The organism is Actinoplanes sp. NPDC051343, assembly GCF_044455125.1.
Taxonomy (GTDB): Bacteria; Actinomycetota; Actinomycetes; order Mycobacteriales; family Micromonosporaceae; genus Actinoplanes.
This window is the reverse complement of sequence record NZ_JBITEL010000003.1, coordinates 363,637-380,174: the sequence shown is the minus strand read 5'-3', so window position 1 is coordinate 380,174 and position 16,538 is coordinate 363,637. Positions and strand designations below refer to the sequence as shown.

The following is a 16,538-nucleotide window of genomic DNA, read 5'->3' as shown; positions in this document are numbered from 1 at the left end:
TCTTCTCCCGGCGACCGCAAACAGGGGGCGTCCCGGAGAAGAACTGATCCGGTCAGGTCACTGTCCGCCGATCATCGGCGTGACGCTGGGTGATGCCTCGGCGGTCCAGCAGTTCCAGCAGGGGAACCGCGACCCGGCGGGTCGTGCCGAGTGCCCGCCGGGCCTCACTGAGAGTGAAGGGTGTCGATACCTTCGACAAAACGGTCCCGGCCTCGTCGAGGGCCCCGGCCCGGAGGACGACCTGGGGAGCCAGTTGGATCAGGAGTCCGATGCGAACCGCGGCGGCCAGTTGGCGGGGGCCGAGTCCGAGAGCGGTGAGGTCGTTGGCTTCGGGGGCGGCGAAGGGGGCCAGACCGCTGAAGGCCTGATCGATGAGACCCGCCAGCTCGGACATATCTGATTTGTCGCCCGCAGCGACGCGGCCGTTGCGGAGCGACAGCGGCGGACGGATCAGGGCCTCGACCAGGGCTCGATCCGGCAGTTTCAGACGGTGCCGAAGAGCATCGACGGGCATGCCGGGCTCCAACGGATTCTGCTTTTGGTAACTGGCGACCTCCGACTCCACCCGGTCGGACAGATCGGACCACAGATCGGGAGCGACGAACCAGCCCGGCACGGTCGGCGGCGACGACAAGGGGACGCCCATCGCAGCCAGATCACCGGCCCGGATCAACCGTCGCCGGGCGACCTCGGCGGCCAGGTCCGGGACACCGTCCATGCGGGACAGATCGGCGGCCCGGGCCGCGGCGGCTCCCCGGCGGCCAAGACCGGGGGGTACGACGTCGAGCACCGTCACTCCCCCGGCCACGTGATGCTTGCCCGGGTCGCGGAGAAGCGCCCGGTCGCCGATGCGCAGCGGCAGTGGGCGGGCGAGCCGCAGCCGGGCGGTGTCCGCACCGAGGGGCCGGACCCGCACCGGGACCGCGGCCGAGCCGACGTGCAGGGTGATTGCCGCGGGCAGGTCGGTGGCGGCGTCGCCGTGCACGCGCACGTCGATGAGGTCGGTGTCGCGGAAATGCCCCGGGCTGAGGAGCGCGTCGCCCCGGCTGACCGCGTCCTTCTCGACGCCTCGCAGGTTGACCGCGATCCGGGCCACGGCGGCGACCTCGGTCTCGGCCGCGCCCATGCTCTGCAGCCCGCGGACCCGGACCGTCCGATCGCCCAGCCGCAGCTCGTCGCCGATCTTGATCCTGCCGGCGCCGAGGGTGCCGGTGACCACCGTGCCCGCGCCCTTGACGGTGAACGCGCGGTCGATCCACAGGCGGACCGGCGCTTCCCGCTGCGGAGCCGGCAGCGCTTCCAGCAAGGCGTCCATCTCGAGCCGGAGATCGTCCAGGCCGGCGCCGGTGGCGCCACTCACCGCCACCGCGGGCACCGCACCCAGCGACGTCTTCGCGATCTCCGCCCGCGCCTCGGTGATCGCGGCCGACGGATCGGCGAGGTCACTTCTCGTCACGACCAGCAGGCCGTGCCGCACGTCCAGGGCGGCCAGGGCAGCCAGATGCTCGGCTGACTGCGGCATCCAGCCCTCGTCGGCCGCGACCACGATCATCGCGGCCGGCACCGGGCCGACCCCGGCCAGCATGTTGGGCACGAACCGCTCGTGGCCGGGCACGTCGACGAACGCGACGGTCGCCCCCGACGGCAGCGTCGTCCAGGCGAAGCCCAGGTCGATGGTCATGCCCCGGCGCCTCTCCTCCGCCCAGCGGTCCGGCTCCATGCCGGTCAGGGCGCGCACCAGCGTCGACTTGCCGTGATCGACGTGGCCGGCGGTGGCTACGACATGCATCGCTGGACGGCCTCGACGACATCGGAGTCCCGGTCGGCGGGCACGCAGCGGAGATCGAGCAGAAGGCGGCCGTGCTCGACCCTTCCGACAATCGGCGGGGTGCCTTCGCGCAGGCTTTTCGCGTACGCCTCGGGCAGCGACAGTGACCACGACGGGAGCGCAACCTCGGGCGCCCCACCGCCACCGACGACGGCCTCGGTTTTCTCGAGGGTGACGGGCCCGCTTCCGATCGCTTCGAGGACCTGCTCGGTGCGGAGCCGGAGGGCTTCTGGGAGTGTCCTCAGTGCTTGCCAGGTGGGGGTCTCGGGGCCTTCCAGGGTGGCTTGGAGGGCGGCGAGGGTGAGTTTGTCGACCCGCAGAGCCCGGGCCAGGGGGTGGCGGCGGAGCTTCTCGATGAGGGATTGGGTGCCGAGCATGAGGCCGGCCTGGGGGCCGCCCAGCAGTTTGTCGCCGCTGGCGGTGACGAGGTCGGCGCCCTTCTTCAGCATGGTGGCCGCGTCGGGCTCGTCGGGCAGGAGCGGATCCGGTTGCAGGAGGCCGGAGCCGATGTCGGCAACGACGGGGACCCCGAGCGTCTTCAGGTCGCTGACCGCCGCGCCGCTGGTGAAGCCCTTGATGACGAAGTTCGACGGGTGGACCTTGAGCACGAAGCCGGTGTCCGGATTTATGGCGTCTGCGTAGTCTTTTACCGTCGTGCGGTTGGTCGTGCCGACCTCCCGGAGCCGGGCACCGGTCGAGGCCAGAAGGTCGGGCAGGCGGAAGCCGTCGCCGATCTCCACCATCTCGCCGCGACTGACGATGATCTCCCGGTCGCGGGCGAGCGCGGTCGCCGCGAGGACCAGAGCGGCCGCGCCGTTGTTGACGACATGGACGGCGCCCGCCTCGGGCACCCGGTCGTGCAGCGCCGCCATCGCACCGCGGCCCCGCCGCGCCCGCTTGCCGGTGCCCAGATCGAGCTCGACATCGGTGTGCCCGCTCGCCGCCACGATCGCCTCCCGGGCCGCGCCCGACAGTGCCGCCCGGCCCAGGTTGGTGTGCAGCACGACGCCTGTCGCGTTGAGCACCGGATGCAGGCCGCCCGCGGTGCCCGGCAACGCCGCGACGGCCGCCCCGGCCACCGCCTCGGGAGCCAGATCACCCTCGCGGGCCCGCTGCTGGGCGGCGGCCACGGCCGCCTTCACGACCGGGCGGCCCAAGCGCTCCGCGGCCTCCCTCAGGCGCGGATCGTTCAACACCACATCCGTACGCGGCACCAGCCGTCGCGCATCCGTCACCCCCGTACGGTAATCCTGTCGAGATCCGTCCCGCCGCCTGACAGTTTCGACGGGTGTTTCCGGTTGACGTCTCGCTGGCCCGGCGGCTGGTCGACTCGCAGTTCCCGCAGTGGCGTGACCTGCCGCTCCGCCGCCTCGAGCCGGCCGGATCCGACCACGTCATCTACCGGCTGGGGCCGGGCCTGTCGGCGCGGTTCCCGCGGCACCCGGGCCCGATCGGCCAGGCGTCCAAGGATCTGGCGTGGCTTCCGTTCCTCGCACCGCACCTGCCACTGGCCGTGCCGACCCCGGTCGCGGTCGGGCGGCCCGACCTCGGCTATCCCTGGCCGTGGGGAGTGTCGCGCTGGTTGCCGGGGTCGTCCGCCGCCGGGCTGGGCGCCTCGGTCGGGACCGCCCGCACCCTGGCCGAGTTCCTGTCCACTCTGCAGCGGCTGCCCGTTCCCTCCGCGGCGGCCGCGTTGTCGGGTCGACCGCTCGCGGCTCGCGACGAGGTCACGCGGTCGGCGATCGCCGACCTCGCCGGGGTGTTCGACGCGGCGGCGCTGACCCGGGTGTGGCAGGCGGCCCTCGACGCCCCGGCCTGGAACCGCCCACCGGTCTGGTTCCACGGCGACTTCCACACCGGCAACCTGCTCGCGGCCGACGGGCGGCTGAGCGCGGTCATCGACTTCGGCGGCCTCGGCGCGGGCGATCCGGCGACCGACCTGCAGATCGCGTACACCCTGCTGGAACCGGCCCCGAGGGCCGCCTTCCGCGCGGCGCTCGACCTCGACGAGGCAACGTGGGCCCGCGGCCGCGGCTGGACCCTGACCGGCGGGTTGCCGGCCCACCGCGCCTACGCGGCCGGCGACGCGCGCATCGCCGAGCAGACCACGCGGCAGATCACCGCCGCCCTGGCAGACGCCGCTCCAGCACCTGGCCCGGCCACGGGCCGCCCGGCTGGTCGACTGTGAACGTCTCGGTGGCGGTGAAGCCCTGCCGCTCGTAATAGCGGACCAGGCCGCCGCCGTTGCCCGCGTAGCAGTCCAGCCGCAGCACGCCGACTCCGCGCGCGACGGCCAGGACGGCCGCGTGTTCGAGCAGGAGTGCGCCGACGCCCCGGGCGGCGTCCGAGTGGTCGGTCACCAGCAGGTTGACGAACAGCTCGGGCTCGACCGGCGCCGGCACCGGCTCGGACGACTCGCCGACGACCAGGGCACCGACGACCTGGCCCGCACCGACGGCGACGAAGAAGCCGTCCCACCTCGCGTACCTCTCCGCGCGGGCAACCGTCTCCGGGATCGAGGAGAACGGCCGGCTCCCCCACTGGCCGGCCTGCCCGCGCGCCACGAGCCACCGCACCGCACCGTCGAAAACCGCCAGCACGGCCGGTACGTCGGCCGGGCCGCCCCGCCGAATGGTTACCGTAGACATCGACGGATCGTATCCGGCCAAAGTGGCCCGCTATTCATGATTTTCAGCGGGAAGAGGCGGGGAAGCAGGATGCGGTTCCGGCAGCTGTCGGCCGTGAATGCGGTGGTTGTGGTGGCGTTCGATCACGCCGGCGACCCAGCTGTTCTGAACAGTCTGTTGTGAAACAGATAGCGGAGGCGGACGGGAATCGAACCCGCCTGACCCGGGTGCCGGGTCACACCGGTTTTGAAGACCGGGAGGGGCACCAGCCACCTGAACGCCTCCGCCGATCACCCTAACCGACGGCAACGGTGTAAAAGTGGACGCATGACGATCACTCGGCTCACCCAGTACGCCCACGGCGGCGGTTGCGCCTGCAAGATCCCGCCCGGCGAACTCGAGTCGGTGGTTGCCGGGCTGGTCGGCGCCCCGCCGAACGGGCCCGGTGAGCTGCTGGTCGGCCTCGACGACGGGGACGACGCGGCGGTCGTGAAGATCGAGCGGGGCACGGCGATCGTCGCCACGGCCGACTTTTTCACGCCGGTGGTCGACGACGCGTACGACTGGGGCCGCATCGCCGCGGCGAATGCGCTCTCCGATGTCTATGCGATGGGCGGAACGCCAGTCGTCGCCGTCAACCTGCTCTGCTGGCCGCGGGAGCTGCTGCCGATGGAACTGGCCGCCGAGGTGCTGCGCGGCGGCCTCGACGTGGCCCGGGAGGCCGCCTGCCACGTCGCCGGCGGGCACAGCGTCGACGACCCGGAACCGAAGTACGGCATGGCGGTCACCGGCGTCGCCGACCCCGACCGGATCATGCGCAATGACCAGGGCGCGGCCGGCATGCCGCTCACGCTGACCAAGCCGCTCGGCATCGGCGTGCTCAACAGCCGGCACAAGTCGACCGGGGAGGTGTTCGCGCAGGCGATCGCCACGATGACCGCCCTCAACCGGGACGCGTCGGAGGCCGCCCTCAAGGCCGGCGTGGTCTGCGCGACCGACGTCACCGGCTTCGGACTGCTCGGCCACCTGCACAAACTTGCCCGCGCGAGCGGCCTGACGGCCCGCGTCGACGCGGCCGCGGTCCCCTATCTGGACGGCGCCCGGGAGGCGCTCCGCGACGGGTACGTCAGTGGCGGCACCCGGCGCAACCTCGACTGGGTGCGCCCGCACCTCGACCCGGGCTCGGCGACCGAGGACGAACTGCTCCTGCTGGCCGACGCTCAGACGTCGGGCGGGCTGCTGATCGCGGGCGAAATCCCCGGTCACCCGATCGTCGGCGAGCTTTTCCCCTCGCGGGGCGAGGGAATCACGCTGGAGATCCGCTGAAGAACAGCCGCCGGACCAGCGCCGTCCCGATCGGCACGACGATCCAGAGGTCGTAGGCGTAATCGCTGAGGAAGAACGCGAACGGAATGGACAGCAGGAAACCGGCCGCCAGCCCGCCCGTACCGAAATAGGCGTTCTTGAAGAGGTCGGGCGGGGTGGCGGCTCGATAGAGGCCGTGCCGCTGGATCTGGGCGACCATCAACAGCCACACCAGGCCGGCCAGCGTCTGCACAAGCGCATAGAACACGAATCGCACCTGGAATCCGCCGTCTCCGCTGAGCACGCGGGTGGCGAACGGATCGAGCACGAGCAGGAAGAGCCACAGCAGGGTGAGGAAGACGAGCCGGCCGCCGAGCACGGTGACATAGCGGAAGACCTTGTGATGGTGGGCCCAGTAGAAACCGATCACATAGAAGCTGATGACGAACGAGATGTATTCGTCGCGATGCAAATACATCGAGTGCAGCACTTCGCGGTTGGTGCGCCCCTCGGGGGCACTCAACTCGAGGGCGAGCAGCGTGATGGCGATCGCGATGACCGCGTCGGCGAAGAAGGTCAGCCGCTCGGCGGCGATCGCGCGCGGATCCGGTTCGTCAGTGGCGATTTCGCTGGCGTCCATGGCCGTGAATGCTAGACGCCGGGCGGGCTCCCCGAGATCCGCGTCCCGGTCGGAGCGGGGACGGCACAGCCTCGAGGACCGTGCCGCCCCCGGCCGCTATTCGACCGTCGCCGGTTCGGAGGGCATCCGGGTGATCCGGGGCAGGACCAGCGACACCAGGGCGATCGCGGCCAGCACCAGGAACGGCAGCGTGTAGCTCTGGTTGTCGGCATCGTAGAGCGCCGCGGTGAGCAGCGGCCCGACCACGCCGCCGATGCTCCACGCCACGATCATCGCGCCGTAGATCGCACCCGCGTTGGGCGTGCCGAAGTAGTCGGCCGCGGTGGCCGGCATCGTCCCGAACCCGCCGCCGTAGGCCAGGTAGATCAGCGCGGCCAGGACCGCGAACAGCGCGAACGCCGACGCCCAGGGCAGGATCGCGAAACACACGAGCTGCAACGCCAGCATGCCGAGGAACGCCGTCATCCGGCCCGTACGGTCCGACAGCCAGGCCCAGAAGATGCGGCCGCCGCCGTTGAACAGGCCGAGCACGCCGACCATCGTGGCCGCCGTGCCCGCGGACACCCCGGCCACGCTCTGGGCCGCGTCGGAGGCCTGCGAGATGAATCCGATGCCGCAGGTCACGTTCAGCGTCAGAACGGCCGTCAGCATGTACCACTGCTTGGTGCGCAGCGCCTCGGGCAGCGTGTAGTTGCGGGTTCCGGCGACCGCCCGCCCGGTCGAGGCGGGCACGAAGCCGGGCACCTGATAGCCCTCGGGCGGGTTGCGGAAGAACAGCGCCCCGACCACACCCGCGATCAGATAGGCGATGCCGAGCGGCAGGAAGACGCTCGTCTTGTCGTCGGTGCCGTTCAGCAGTGCCTTGGCCGCCGGGGCGGTGAGCACGGCGCCGAAGCCGAAGCCGGCCACCGCGATGCCGGTGATCAGGCCACGCCGGTCCGGGAACCATTTCGACAGCATCGCGATCGGCGTGATGTAGGCGGCGCCGAGACCGATGCCGCCGAGCACTCCATAGGTCGCGACGAGCAGCCACAATTGGCCGCTGGTGTTGACCAGAGAGGCGAGCATGGTGCCGATCGCATAGAGCACGACACCGGCGAGCGCGACCGTGCGCGGACCACGACGGTCCTGAATGCGGCCACCGATCAGACTGCCGATGAAAATCGTGCCGATCGCGAACTCGAACGGGAGTACGGCCTCGGATTTGCTCCAGCCGAACTCCGCCTGCAGTGGTTTGTTGAAGACACTCCACGCGTAGACCGCGCCGAGGGCGAGCTGGACGAGAACTGCGGCGACAACGATCCACCAGCGGCCACGGGTGGGATTTCTCTCGTCGGTCACCTGTTCGGGGGTATTGGTGCTGGACGTCGCCATCTCGACCTCCTCGCCGGGGGCGCGCCTTGATCGACTTTAGTCAATGACGCTACCGGCCCCGACGCCCTTGCGCATCTTGTGTTCGAGCAGGAGGAACGCTTGATCAGCGAAGCTTGTCGTTGAGCCGTTCCCGTTGCGGGACGACCGTGTATTTCGGGTCCTTGGCCGACGCGATACCCGCTTCGTAGACGCCGAAACGCGTCAATGCGGAACCGGCGAGAAGGGCAACCCCGGACAGCGCGGAAATCAGCCGGCTGCGTCGCCCGGCGAGCGCCCCGAGGGCGCCCGCGGCGGTGAGCGTACGGGCGGCGCGCAGCCACTTCCCGGCCTGATCCTGATGGAAGGGCTCGCTGAGCAGGCCCATCCCGTTCTCGACCCGGTGGGCGTGGTAAAGCTCGAGCCCGGCGCCGAGCACGGCCATCCGACGGGCCGGCCCTGCCTGGTCGGCCGGCGCGGCGATCATGCCGACCGCGGCGCCGCTGGCCATCGCGCTCCCGGCGAAGACGAACGGCAGTTCGTTGCGCGCGGCGTTCCAGCTCGGCGTCGACGTGTCGGCCAGCAGCACCGCGGTGTACGTCGCCAGGCCGGGCGCCAACGCCGCCGCCCCGAGACCCGCGGCCGCGCCTACCGGCGGCAGCACCTTGCGCACCAGCCCGAGCAACCCGCGCCGGGGCAGCAGCGGGGCCGCCTCGGCGACCGCCGCCGCGCCGGCCGCGACGCCGAAGCCGGAGAGGATCCAGGTGCCCATCGACATCGCCGACGTCGGCTTGGCCACCCGCAGCATGTTGACGAACCGCTCGGGCCGGCCGAGGTCGTTGACCAGGAAGTAGGTGCTCACGCCGACCGCGGCGAGCGCGCTCAGCCGGCCGGCCCGGCGCAGCGCCGTCCGGCGGCTGAGCTGGCCGCCGAGCGCAAGCAGCGCCGACCCGGCGGCGAGACCGCCGGTGAACAGGTAGGAAGGGATGTCTTTCTCCCACGGCGCCGCCCGCACGATCGGCCGCCCGTAGTAGGACCGGAAGTTCGCCGGCGGCACCATCGCCCGGTCGCCGCCACCGCGGCGCCGCCGTTCCCCGGCATCCCCGCCGCGCCCCGCGCCGCCCCCGCCGCCCCCCGCGCCATCCCCGGCCCGCGACTCACCCGCCGGCTGCGACCCGCCCGCCGGCTGCGATCCGGCCACCGGCTGCGATCCGGCCACCGGCTGCGATCCGGCCACCGGCTGCGAGACGCTTTCGGCCCGGGAGCCACTGTCGCTCCCGCCGGACCCGTTGCTCGACTGGTGATCGTTCATCGGCGCCTTCCGGAGAACGAGACCACCACGGCGGCGGCCATCGTCAGGGCGGCCAGGCCGGCCTTCTTCCACATCTGCGGCAGGTCGCGGGTCGCCACGACCGGGTCGGGCGGCAGCCCGTACACCTCGGGCTCGTCGAGCAGCAGGAAGAACGCGCCGTCGCCGCCGACGCCGTCGGACGGGTCGTGGCCGTAGAGCCGGGCCGACTCGACGCCCTGCTCGTGGAGCGCGGCGACCCGGGCCGCGGCCCGCTCCCGCAACTCGTCGAGCTCGCCGTATTGAATCGACTCGGTCGGGCAGGCGGTCGCGCAGGCCGGCCGCAGACCGTCGCCGATGCGGTCGTAACACATCGTGCACTTCCAGGCCCGGCCGTCGTCCTCGCGGCGGTCGATCACCCCGTACGGGCAGGCCGGAATGCAGTAGCCGCAGCCGTTGCAGATGTCGTCCTGCACGACGACCGTGCCGAACTCGGTGCGGAACAGTGCCCCGGTCGGGCAGACGTCGAGGCAGCCGGCGTGCGTGCAGTGCTTGCACACGTTGGACATCATCAGCCAGCGGAAATCGCTCCGCGGCGCGTCGATCGTGCGGCCGGGCAGGTCCGATCCCGGCATGCCCAGGAACTGCGTGCCGGAGGAACCGGATGAAGAGGTGCCGATGGTCGCGGCCGCGGCGAGCGCATCGACGGCGGGCGTGATGCCGGGCTCGGTGCCGGTGGGCACGGTCGTGGTCGAAGCGACGACCGCGGTCTGTGCGCTCACCGACGGCCCGACCGGCAGCCCGGCGAAGGCTCCCGGCACGTCGGTGCCCGCGCCGGTCGACGCCCGCGGCTGCTCGATGAACGCCACGTGCCGCCACGAGTTGGCCGACAGGCCGCCGGTGTTGTCGTAGGACTGGCCGAGCAGGTTGAACCCGGTGTCCGGGATGGCGTTCCACTCCTTGCACGCCACCTCGCACGCCTTGCAGCCGATGCAGACCGACGTGTCGGTGAAGAAGCCGACCCGCGGTGGCGCGTCGACGTAGCCCGCCTCGGGGGCCGGGTCGAGCGGGCCGAACAGGCTATTGGGCATCCGGCACCTCGTCCTTGGTCACGATCGGCGTGTGGTGGTCGGGCGTCAGGCCCGCGCGCCGACGATAGTCCTCGACGTACGTCAGGAGCGCCGGACCGATGGGCCGGCGGCCGGGCTGGATGTCGCAGGTGCCGACCTTGCTCTCCTGGATGAGCACGTTCGGGTCGAGCGTGATGCCGATCAGGTCGTTGGCCGAGTCGCCGGTGACCAGGCCCTCGCCGCCCCAGTGGTAGGGCAGCCAGATCTGGTGCACGATGCGGCCCTCGATGCGCAACGGCGTCAACCGGTCGGTGACCAGCACCTTCGCCTCGATCGCGGCCCGCGCGGTGACCACGTGCGCCCAGCCGAGGTGGCTGAGACCACGTTCGCGGGCCAGTTCGGGCGACACCTCGACGAACATCTCCGGCTGCAGCTCGGACAGGTAGGCCAGCTGACGGCTCATGCCGCCCGCGGTGTGGTGCTCGGTGAGCCGGCTCGTGCTGAACACGAACGGGAACACGTCGGCGTGCGGCTCGGGCGGGCTCGGGTTGGTCAGGTTGTCCGACCGGTCGTAGACCTTGCGGGTCGGGTTGGCCTGCTGGGTGTAGAGCGGGTTGCGGACCATCGACTCGGCCGGCTCGTAGTGGGTCGGCATCGGGCCGTCGATCAGGCCGCTCGGCGCGTAGAGCCAGCCCTTCCCGTCGCCCTGCATGATGAACGCGTCGTCACCCGAGATCGCGGCGACGCCTTCGGCGCCCTCGGGCGGCCGATAGCTCGGCGCCTTGCCCTTCTCGAAGTCGGGCACGTCCTCGCCCGTCCATTCGCCCTTGTCGGCGTCCCACCAGACGTACTTCTTCCGCTCCGACCACGGCTTGCCGTCCGGGTCGGCCGAGGCGCGGTTGTAGAGCGTGCGCCGGTTGGCCGGCCACGCCCAGCCCCACTCGCCGGCCACCCAGTTCTGCTCGCTTCCCGGCTTACGGCGGGCGGCCTGGTTGACCCCGTCGGCGAAGACACCGGTGTAGATCCAGCAGCCGCCGGAGGTCGAGCCGTCGGGCTTCATCTGGTTGAACGTGGACAGCGGCTCGCCGGTGGTCAGGTCGTACCCGTTGATCTCGCGGAGCACGGCCTCGCCGTCCGGCTCATCGTCACCGTAGTTCCAGGTCAACGCCTGGATGCCGCGGTCGCGGGGCAGCGTCGAGCCGGCCAGCCGCTCCTTGATGCGGCGGCCGAGGTGGTAGAAGAACCAGAGGTCGCTGCGGGCGTCGCCCGGCGGCTCGACCGCCTTTTCCCGCCACTGCAGCATCCGCTGGGTCTGGGTGAAGGTGCCCTCTTTCTCGACGTGTGAGGCCGCCGGCATGAAGAACACCTCGGTCTTGACCGAGGAAGGACTCATCTCCCCGGTCGCCACCTCGGGACCGTTCTTCCAGAACGTGGCGCTCTCGATCATGTAGAGGTCGCGGACCACAAGCCAGTCGAGGTTGGCCATGCCGATCCGCTGGGCGCGGCCGTGCGCCGACCCGACGGCCGGGTTCTGGCCGAGCAGGAAGAACCCCTTGATCTTCCCGTCGATCATGTCGAGCGTCTGCCGGTACGTACCGTGATCGCCGGTGATCTTCGGCAGCCAGCCGAAGCCCCAGTCGTTGTCCTTCGTCGCGGCGTCGCCGAAGTAGGACTTGAGCAGGCTGACCGCGTAGGACTCGGCGTTGGACCAGAAGCCCTTCTGGCCGGGCTGGCGGATCTCGTCGACCCAGTCCCGGAACGACTCGTGTTTGGAGTGGTGCGGCATCGGCAGGTAGCCGGGCAGCAGATTGAACAGGGTTGGGATGTCGGTCGAACCCTGGATGCTGGCGTGCCCGCGCAGCGCCAGCACGCCACCGCCGGGCCGGCCCATGTTGCCCAGCAGCAGCTGGATGATCGCGCCGGTGCGGATGTATTGGACGCCGACGCTGTGCTGGGTCCAGCCGACCGAGTAGACCAGCGCGCTGGTGCGTTCGCGGCCCGAGTTGGCCGTCCAGGCCTCGCAGACCTCGAGGAACTTGTCCTGGGGCACGCCGCAGAGCCGCTCGACGGCCTCGGGCGTGTAGCGGGCGTAGTGCCGCTTGAGGATCTGGTAGACGCAGCGCGGATCCTGCAGCGTCGGGTCGCGCGGCACGTCGCCCGGCACCGGTACGCCGTGCGACTCGTTGCGCAGCCCGGACGCGGTCTCCCGGCCGACATGGGAGTCACCCGAGTCCGCCGCGGTTTCCTCGTTGCCGGCGTACATCCAGCTCGACTGGTCGTACGTGTTGGTCTCCGGGTCGTAACCGGAGAACAGGCCGTCGAGGTCCTCGGTGTCGCGGAAGTCCTCGCTCACGATCATGGACGCGTTGGTGTACGCAAGGACGTACTCCCGGAAGTCCTTCTCGTTGGTGAGGATGTAGTTGATCACCCCACCGAGGAACGCGATGTCCGCTCCCGCGCGCACCGGCAGATAGGTGTGGGCCAGCGCGCTCGTGCGGGTGAATCGCGGATCGACGTGGATGATCTTGGCACCGCGCTTCTTGGCCTCCACCACCCACTGGAAGCCCACCGGGTGGGCCTCAGCCATGTTGGAACCCTGAATCACGATGCAGTCGGCGTTAGCCAGATCCTGAAGGAAGCTGGTGGCCCCGCCACGGCCGAACGAAGTCCCCAGACCGGGGACGGTGGCGGAGTGTCAAATGCGAGCCTGGTTCTCGATCTGGATAGCGCCGATCGCGGTGAAGAGCTTCTTGATCAGATAGTTCTCTTCGTTGTCGAGCGTGGCGCCGCCCAGGCTCGAGATGCCCAGCGTGCGGTTGAGCGGCTTGCCGTTCTCGTCCTGGTCGGCCCAGGTCTGTTCGCGGGCGGCCAGCACCCGGTCGGCGATCATGTCCATCGCCGTCTCGAGGTCGAGCGTCTCCCAGTCGGTGCCGTAGGGCCGCCGGTAGAGGACCTTTTGTTGCCGCCGGTCGCTGGTCACCAGGCTCAGGCTCGCCGAGCCCTTGGGGCAGAGACGGCCGCGCGAGACCGGGCTGTCCGGGTCGCCCTCGATCTGGACGACCTTGCCGTCCTTGACGAAGACCTTCTGTCCGCAACCGACCGCGCAATAGGGGCACACGGAGCGGGCCACGGAATCGGCGGTCTCGGTGCGGGAGGTCAGCGACCTGGAATGGTCGGACTGCGCCGCGGCACCCCGGCCGAGCGGATCGGTCCCGGTCAGCTGACGATAGACCGGCCAGCCCTCGATCCAGGTTCGTACGCCCACGAGATCAGACCTTACCCCCGTTCCGGGGTTTCGCACGCGGGCCGCCGAACGAAATGATGTCGCCCATGGATCAGCTCGACACGCCGGTCGTCCGCCCGGCTCGCCGCTCCCACTACCGGCTCGGCGGCAAGGACGGACCGGCGGCCGGCCGGAACAATTGATCATGGACTTCCGCCAGGTCACGGCCCGTCTCCGAGGCGCGAGGACGCCTCCCGGGGAGCTCATACCGCGCGGCGGGAAGCTGGGCCGGGCCGAGGAAGTGGCGCGCGTCGCCGAGGCACTGCGCGAGCCGCGCATGACGGTCACGGTGCACGGGCCGACCGGTTCCGGGACGACCACGCTGGCCCGGCTCGTGCAGGCCGACCCGCGCATCAAGCGCCGCTTCCGCGGCATCCACTGGGTCACTCTCGGACCGCACGCCCGGCTGGGTGCGTTGGCGGCCAAGGTGACAAATCTCGTACGCGGGTGGGACGCGGCCCAGGCGCATCCAGGGTCCGATGTGGCCGACGCCGCCGGACAGCTCGCCGCGGTGCTCGCCGACCGGCCGCCCTACCTGCTGATCCTCGACGACGTGTGCTCGGCCGAGCAGCTCGCCGCGTTCCCGGTCACCGGAGTCTCGTCTCGTCTCGTCACGACCCACGACGCGTCGCTGGCCGCCGGGACCGGCCTGTCGGTACCGCTCGGCCGCATGCCGCCCGAACTGGCCCGATCGGTGCTGATGGCCGGGCGGCCGCCGCTGCCCGAGGAGACGGTCGCCCAGCTGGCCGCGCTCGGCGACGGGCTGCCGCGGTCGCTGCGTCGGGCCAACCGGCTGCTCGCCGACCGGCCCGACCCGCGGGTGGTCGCCTTCGCGCTCGAACGGGACGGCGCCGTGACCGCGCTCGCCGACCTGCTCCGGCCGGACCAGCGGGACCGGTGGGCCGAACTGGCGGTGTTCGCCGACGACGCGGTGCCGGTCGAGCTGGTGCTGGGGTTCTGGTTCGAAACCGGCCGGCTGACTCCGGACGAGGGTGACGCGCTGCTCTCCCGGCTGGCCGACCTGCGGCTGATCGCGCGGGCTTCGACGGGCGTGGGCGCCACCGTACGGCTGCCGGGAGCCGCCGCCGGCGCGCCCGCCCTGCACGCCGCCCTGCTCGACAGCACCCCGACGCCTGCCGATTCCCACTACCTGCGGCACCATTACGTCGAACATCTGCTCGCCGCCGACCGGGAACCGCCGGGACCGGACTGGCTCGCCGTACGCCTGGAGCGGGACGGCCTCGCCGGACCGCTCGCCGACCTCGCCCGGACGCCCTCCGGCGATCTGCGCCGGAAGCTGACCCGGGCCGCGCACCTGCTGGCACCGACCGACCCGCCACATGCCGTGACCGACATCCTGCACAGCCGCTTACGGACGCCCGGCCGGCCGGTCCTGGCGGTCGACGGGGCGTTGCCCGACCCGCTCGATCCGGCGCTGGTCCGCACCCTCGCCGCGGGAACGTGGACCGAGGCCCTCGGCGTCGCACCGGACGGAAGCTGGCTCGCCGCGGGGACGGTGACCGGCCAGGTGCGTGCATGGGATCTCACCGACGGCTCGCTGCGGCTGCGCATCGACGCCCATCCGGACGCGGTCCACGCGCTGGCGATCGCGCCGAGCGGCGGGTGGCTGGCCACCGCCGGCAACGACCACCTCGTACGTCTGTGGGACGCCGCCTCCGGCGAGGCGCTGGCCGAACTCGACTGCGGCACCGGGCAGGTGTGGGCGGTGGCGATCTCGCCGGGCGGCGGCTGGCTGGCGACCGGCGGCGAGGACGGCTCGGTGCGGCTGTGGGACGCGGTCAGCGGGCGGGCGAAACGCACGCTGCGCGGGGCGGGAGCGGCGGTGCGGTCGCTGGCCGTCGCCCCGGACGGCAGCTTCGTGGCCGCGGGCGACTTCACCGGCGAGGTGCGCGTCTGGGACGTCGGCTCCGGCCGCAAGACCCTCCACTTCTCGACCGGCAGCGTCGTCTCGGCGCTCGCCGTCAGCCCGTCCGCCCGGTTCCTGGCCGCCACCCTCTGGTCCTCGGCGACCCTCCGGTGGGACCTGCGGACATCGGACGAGACCCGGCTGGGCGGACCGGCGCAATGCCTGGCCTGGGCGCCCGACGAGAGCTGGCTCGCGGTCGGCGGCACCGACAACCGGGTTCTCCTGTGGTCGGCGAGCGGCCGGGAGCTTCGCCGCTACCCCGGCCACCGGGGCAGCACCGACTCCCTGAACTGGGTCGACGGGCGGGTCGACGCGCTCGTGGTCGCCCCCGGCGGGCGGTGGCTGGCCACCGGCGGTCAGGACGAACTGGTGCGCGTCTGGGAGGCCGGCTTCGGGCCGCGGTCGGTGCCGACCGGCGGGCCACTGCGGGCGGTGTCCCTCTCCCCCGACGGCCGGACGCTGCTGACCGCGACCGACCAGGCCATCAACATCGGCTCGCATTTCGTGGCGGCGCCCGGCCCGGTCTCGGCGGCCGCGGTCGCCGACGAGGGCGCCTGGTTCGTGCTCGGCGACGACCGTACGATCCGCGACACGGTCACCGGCGGCATCCGGGCGGCCCTGCTCGGCCACCAGGGCGACGCGGCCTCGACCCTCATCGCGCCGGGCGGCGCGCTGATCGCCACCTGGGGACCGGACGCGCCGCTGCAGATGTGGGACAGCACCGACGGGCGCGCACTCTGGCTGCTGCGGGGCGCGGCCACGGCCGCGTTCAGCCCGGACGGCAACACCCTGGTGGTCGCCGCCGAGGACGACATCCTGCTGCTCGACCCGGCCACCGGCACGATCCGCCGCCGCGCGACGGGCGCTAGCGGCATCATCGGAGCCGTGGCGGTCTCGTCCGACGGCGGCAGGATCGGGGTCGCCCGCGGCCCGGTACTCGACTTGTTCGACCTGAAAAGCCAGCACCGCACCCGCTTCCGCACCGCGGGCGGCGCCCTGATCCGATCGCTGGCCGTCTCCCCGGACGGCCGTCATCTGGCCACCGTCGACAGCCGGCGCGCGATCCAGATCTGGCACCCGGCCGACGGGGCGATCGCGATGATGCGGGTCGACCAGGTGGCGTACACCTGCACCTGGACCTCCGCCCACACCCTCACCGTCGCCGGCGCGGCCGGCCTCTACCGCTTCCGCCTCCTCGAGTAGCCGGCGGATCGCGCGGC

At 71.7% G+C, this 16,538-nt stretch carries 11 protein-coding genes and 1 tRNA gene; 3 read left to right on the top strand and 9 right to left on the bottom strand.

What is annotated here, in order from left to right; genetic code table 11:
- Positions 1–52 precede the first annotated feature (52 nt).
- A complete protein-coding gene (selB, locus tag ACIA5C_RS12295; protein WP_396053648.1) occupies positions 53–1,789 on the bottom strand; it encodes a selenocysteine-specific translation elongation factor in 1,737 nt (578 codons plus the stop codon).
- Positions 1,777–3,063, bottom strand: coding sequence for an L-seryl-tRNA(Sec) selenium transferase (gene selA, locus ACIA5C_RS12290; RefSeq protein ID WP_396053646.1), 1,287 nt, complete (start codon positions 3,061–3,063; stop codon positions 1,777–1,779). The genes selB and selA overlap by 13 nt, the downstream gene beginning before the upstream one ends.
- 53 nt (positions 3,064–3,116) lie before the next feature.
- On the opposite strand from selA, the gene ACIA5C_RS12285 reads away from it, so the two are divergent.
- The gene (locus ACIA5C_RS12285; protein WP_396053644.1) at positions 3,117–4,016 is read left to right on the top strand and encodes an aminoglycoside phosphotransferase family protein; all 900 of its coding nucleotides are present in this window, start codon (positions 3,117–3,119) and stop codon (positions 4,014–4,016) included.
- On the opposite strand, the gene ACIA5C_RS12280 is transcribed toward ACIA5C_RS12285, so the two are convergent.
- Positions 3,946–4,476 (bottom strand): GNAT family N-acetyltransferase, encoded by a 531-nt coding sequence (locus tag ACIA5C_RS12280; protein ID WP_396053642.1) that lies wholly within the window; start codon positions 4,474–4,476, stop codon positions 3,946–3,948. The genes ACIA5C_RS12285 and ACIA5C_RS12280 overlap by 71 nt on opposite strands.
- A 171-nt stretch (positions 4,477–4,647) precedes the next feature.
- Positions 4,648–4,740, bottom strand: a tRNA-Sec gene (locus tag ACIA5C_RS12275).
- A gap of 42 nt (positions 4,741–4,782) precedes the next feature.
- Here ACIA5C_RS12275 and selD point away from each other — a divergent pair.
- Positions 4,783–5,781, top strand: a complete 999-nt coding sequence (selD, locus tag ACIA5C_RS12270; protein WP_396053639.1) for a selenide, water dikinase SelD — start codon at positions 4,783–4,785, stop codon at positions 5,779–5,781.
- Here selD and ACIA5C_RS12265 read toward each other — a convergent pair.
- From ACIA5C_RS12265 to fdh, 5 genes are all read right to left on the bottom strand, one after another.
- On the bottom strand, positions 5,762–6,400 hold the full coding sequence (locus tag ACIA5C_RS12265; protein WP_396053637.1) for a TMEM175 family protein: 639 nt from the start codon (positions 6,398–6,400) through the stop codon (positions 5,762–5,764). The genes selD and ACIA5C_RS12265 overlap by 20 nt on opposite strands.
- A 96-nt stretch (positions 6,401–6,496) precedes the next feature.
- Positions 6,497–7,774, bottom strand: coding sequence for an OFA family MFS transporter (locus tag ACIA5C_RS12260; protein WP_396053635.1), 1,278 nt, complete (start codon positions 7,772–7,774; stop codon positions 6,497–6,499).
- Positions 7,775–7,877: 103 nt separating this feature from the next.
- Complete coding sequence (gene nrfD, locus ACIA5C_RS12255; RefSeq protein WP_396053633.1) at positions 7,878–9,062, bottom strand: NrfD/PsrC family molybdoenzyme membrane anchor subunit; 1,185 nt, start codon at positions 9,060–9,062, stop codon at positions 7,878–7,880.
- Positions 9,059–10,129, bottom strand: coding sequence for a 4Fe-4S dicluster domain-containing protein (locus ACIA5C_RS12250; protein ID WP_396053631.1), 1,071 nt, complete (start codon positions 10,127–10,129; stop codon positions 9,059–9,061). Before ACIA5C_RS12250 ends, nrfD begins: the two co-directional genes overlap by 4 nt.
- Complete coding sequence (gene fdh / locus ACIA5C_RS12245) at positions 10,119–13,373, bottom strand: formate dehydrogenase (RefSeq protein WP_396053629.1); 3,255 nt, start codon at positions 13,371–13,373, stop codon at positions 10,119–10,121. Before fdh ends, ACIA5C_RS12250 begins: the two co-directional genes overlap by 11 nt.
- Positions 13,374–13,536: 163 nt before the next feature.
- Between fdh and ACIA5C_RS12240 the strand changes: the two genes are divergently transcribed.
- Positions 13,537–16,521: an NB-ARC domain-containing protein gene (locus tag ACIA5C_RS12240; RefSeq protein WP_396053627.1), complete on the top strand. Its 2,985-nt coding sequence runs from the start codon at positions 13,537–13,539 to the stop codon at positions 16,519–16,521.
- Positions 16,522–16,538: the final 17 nt, after the last annotated feature.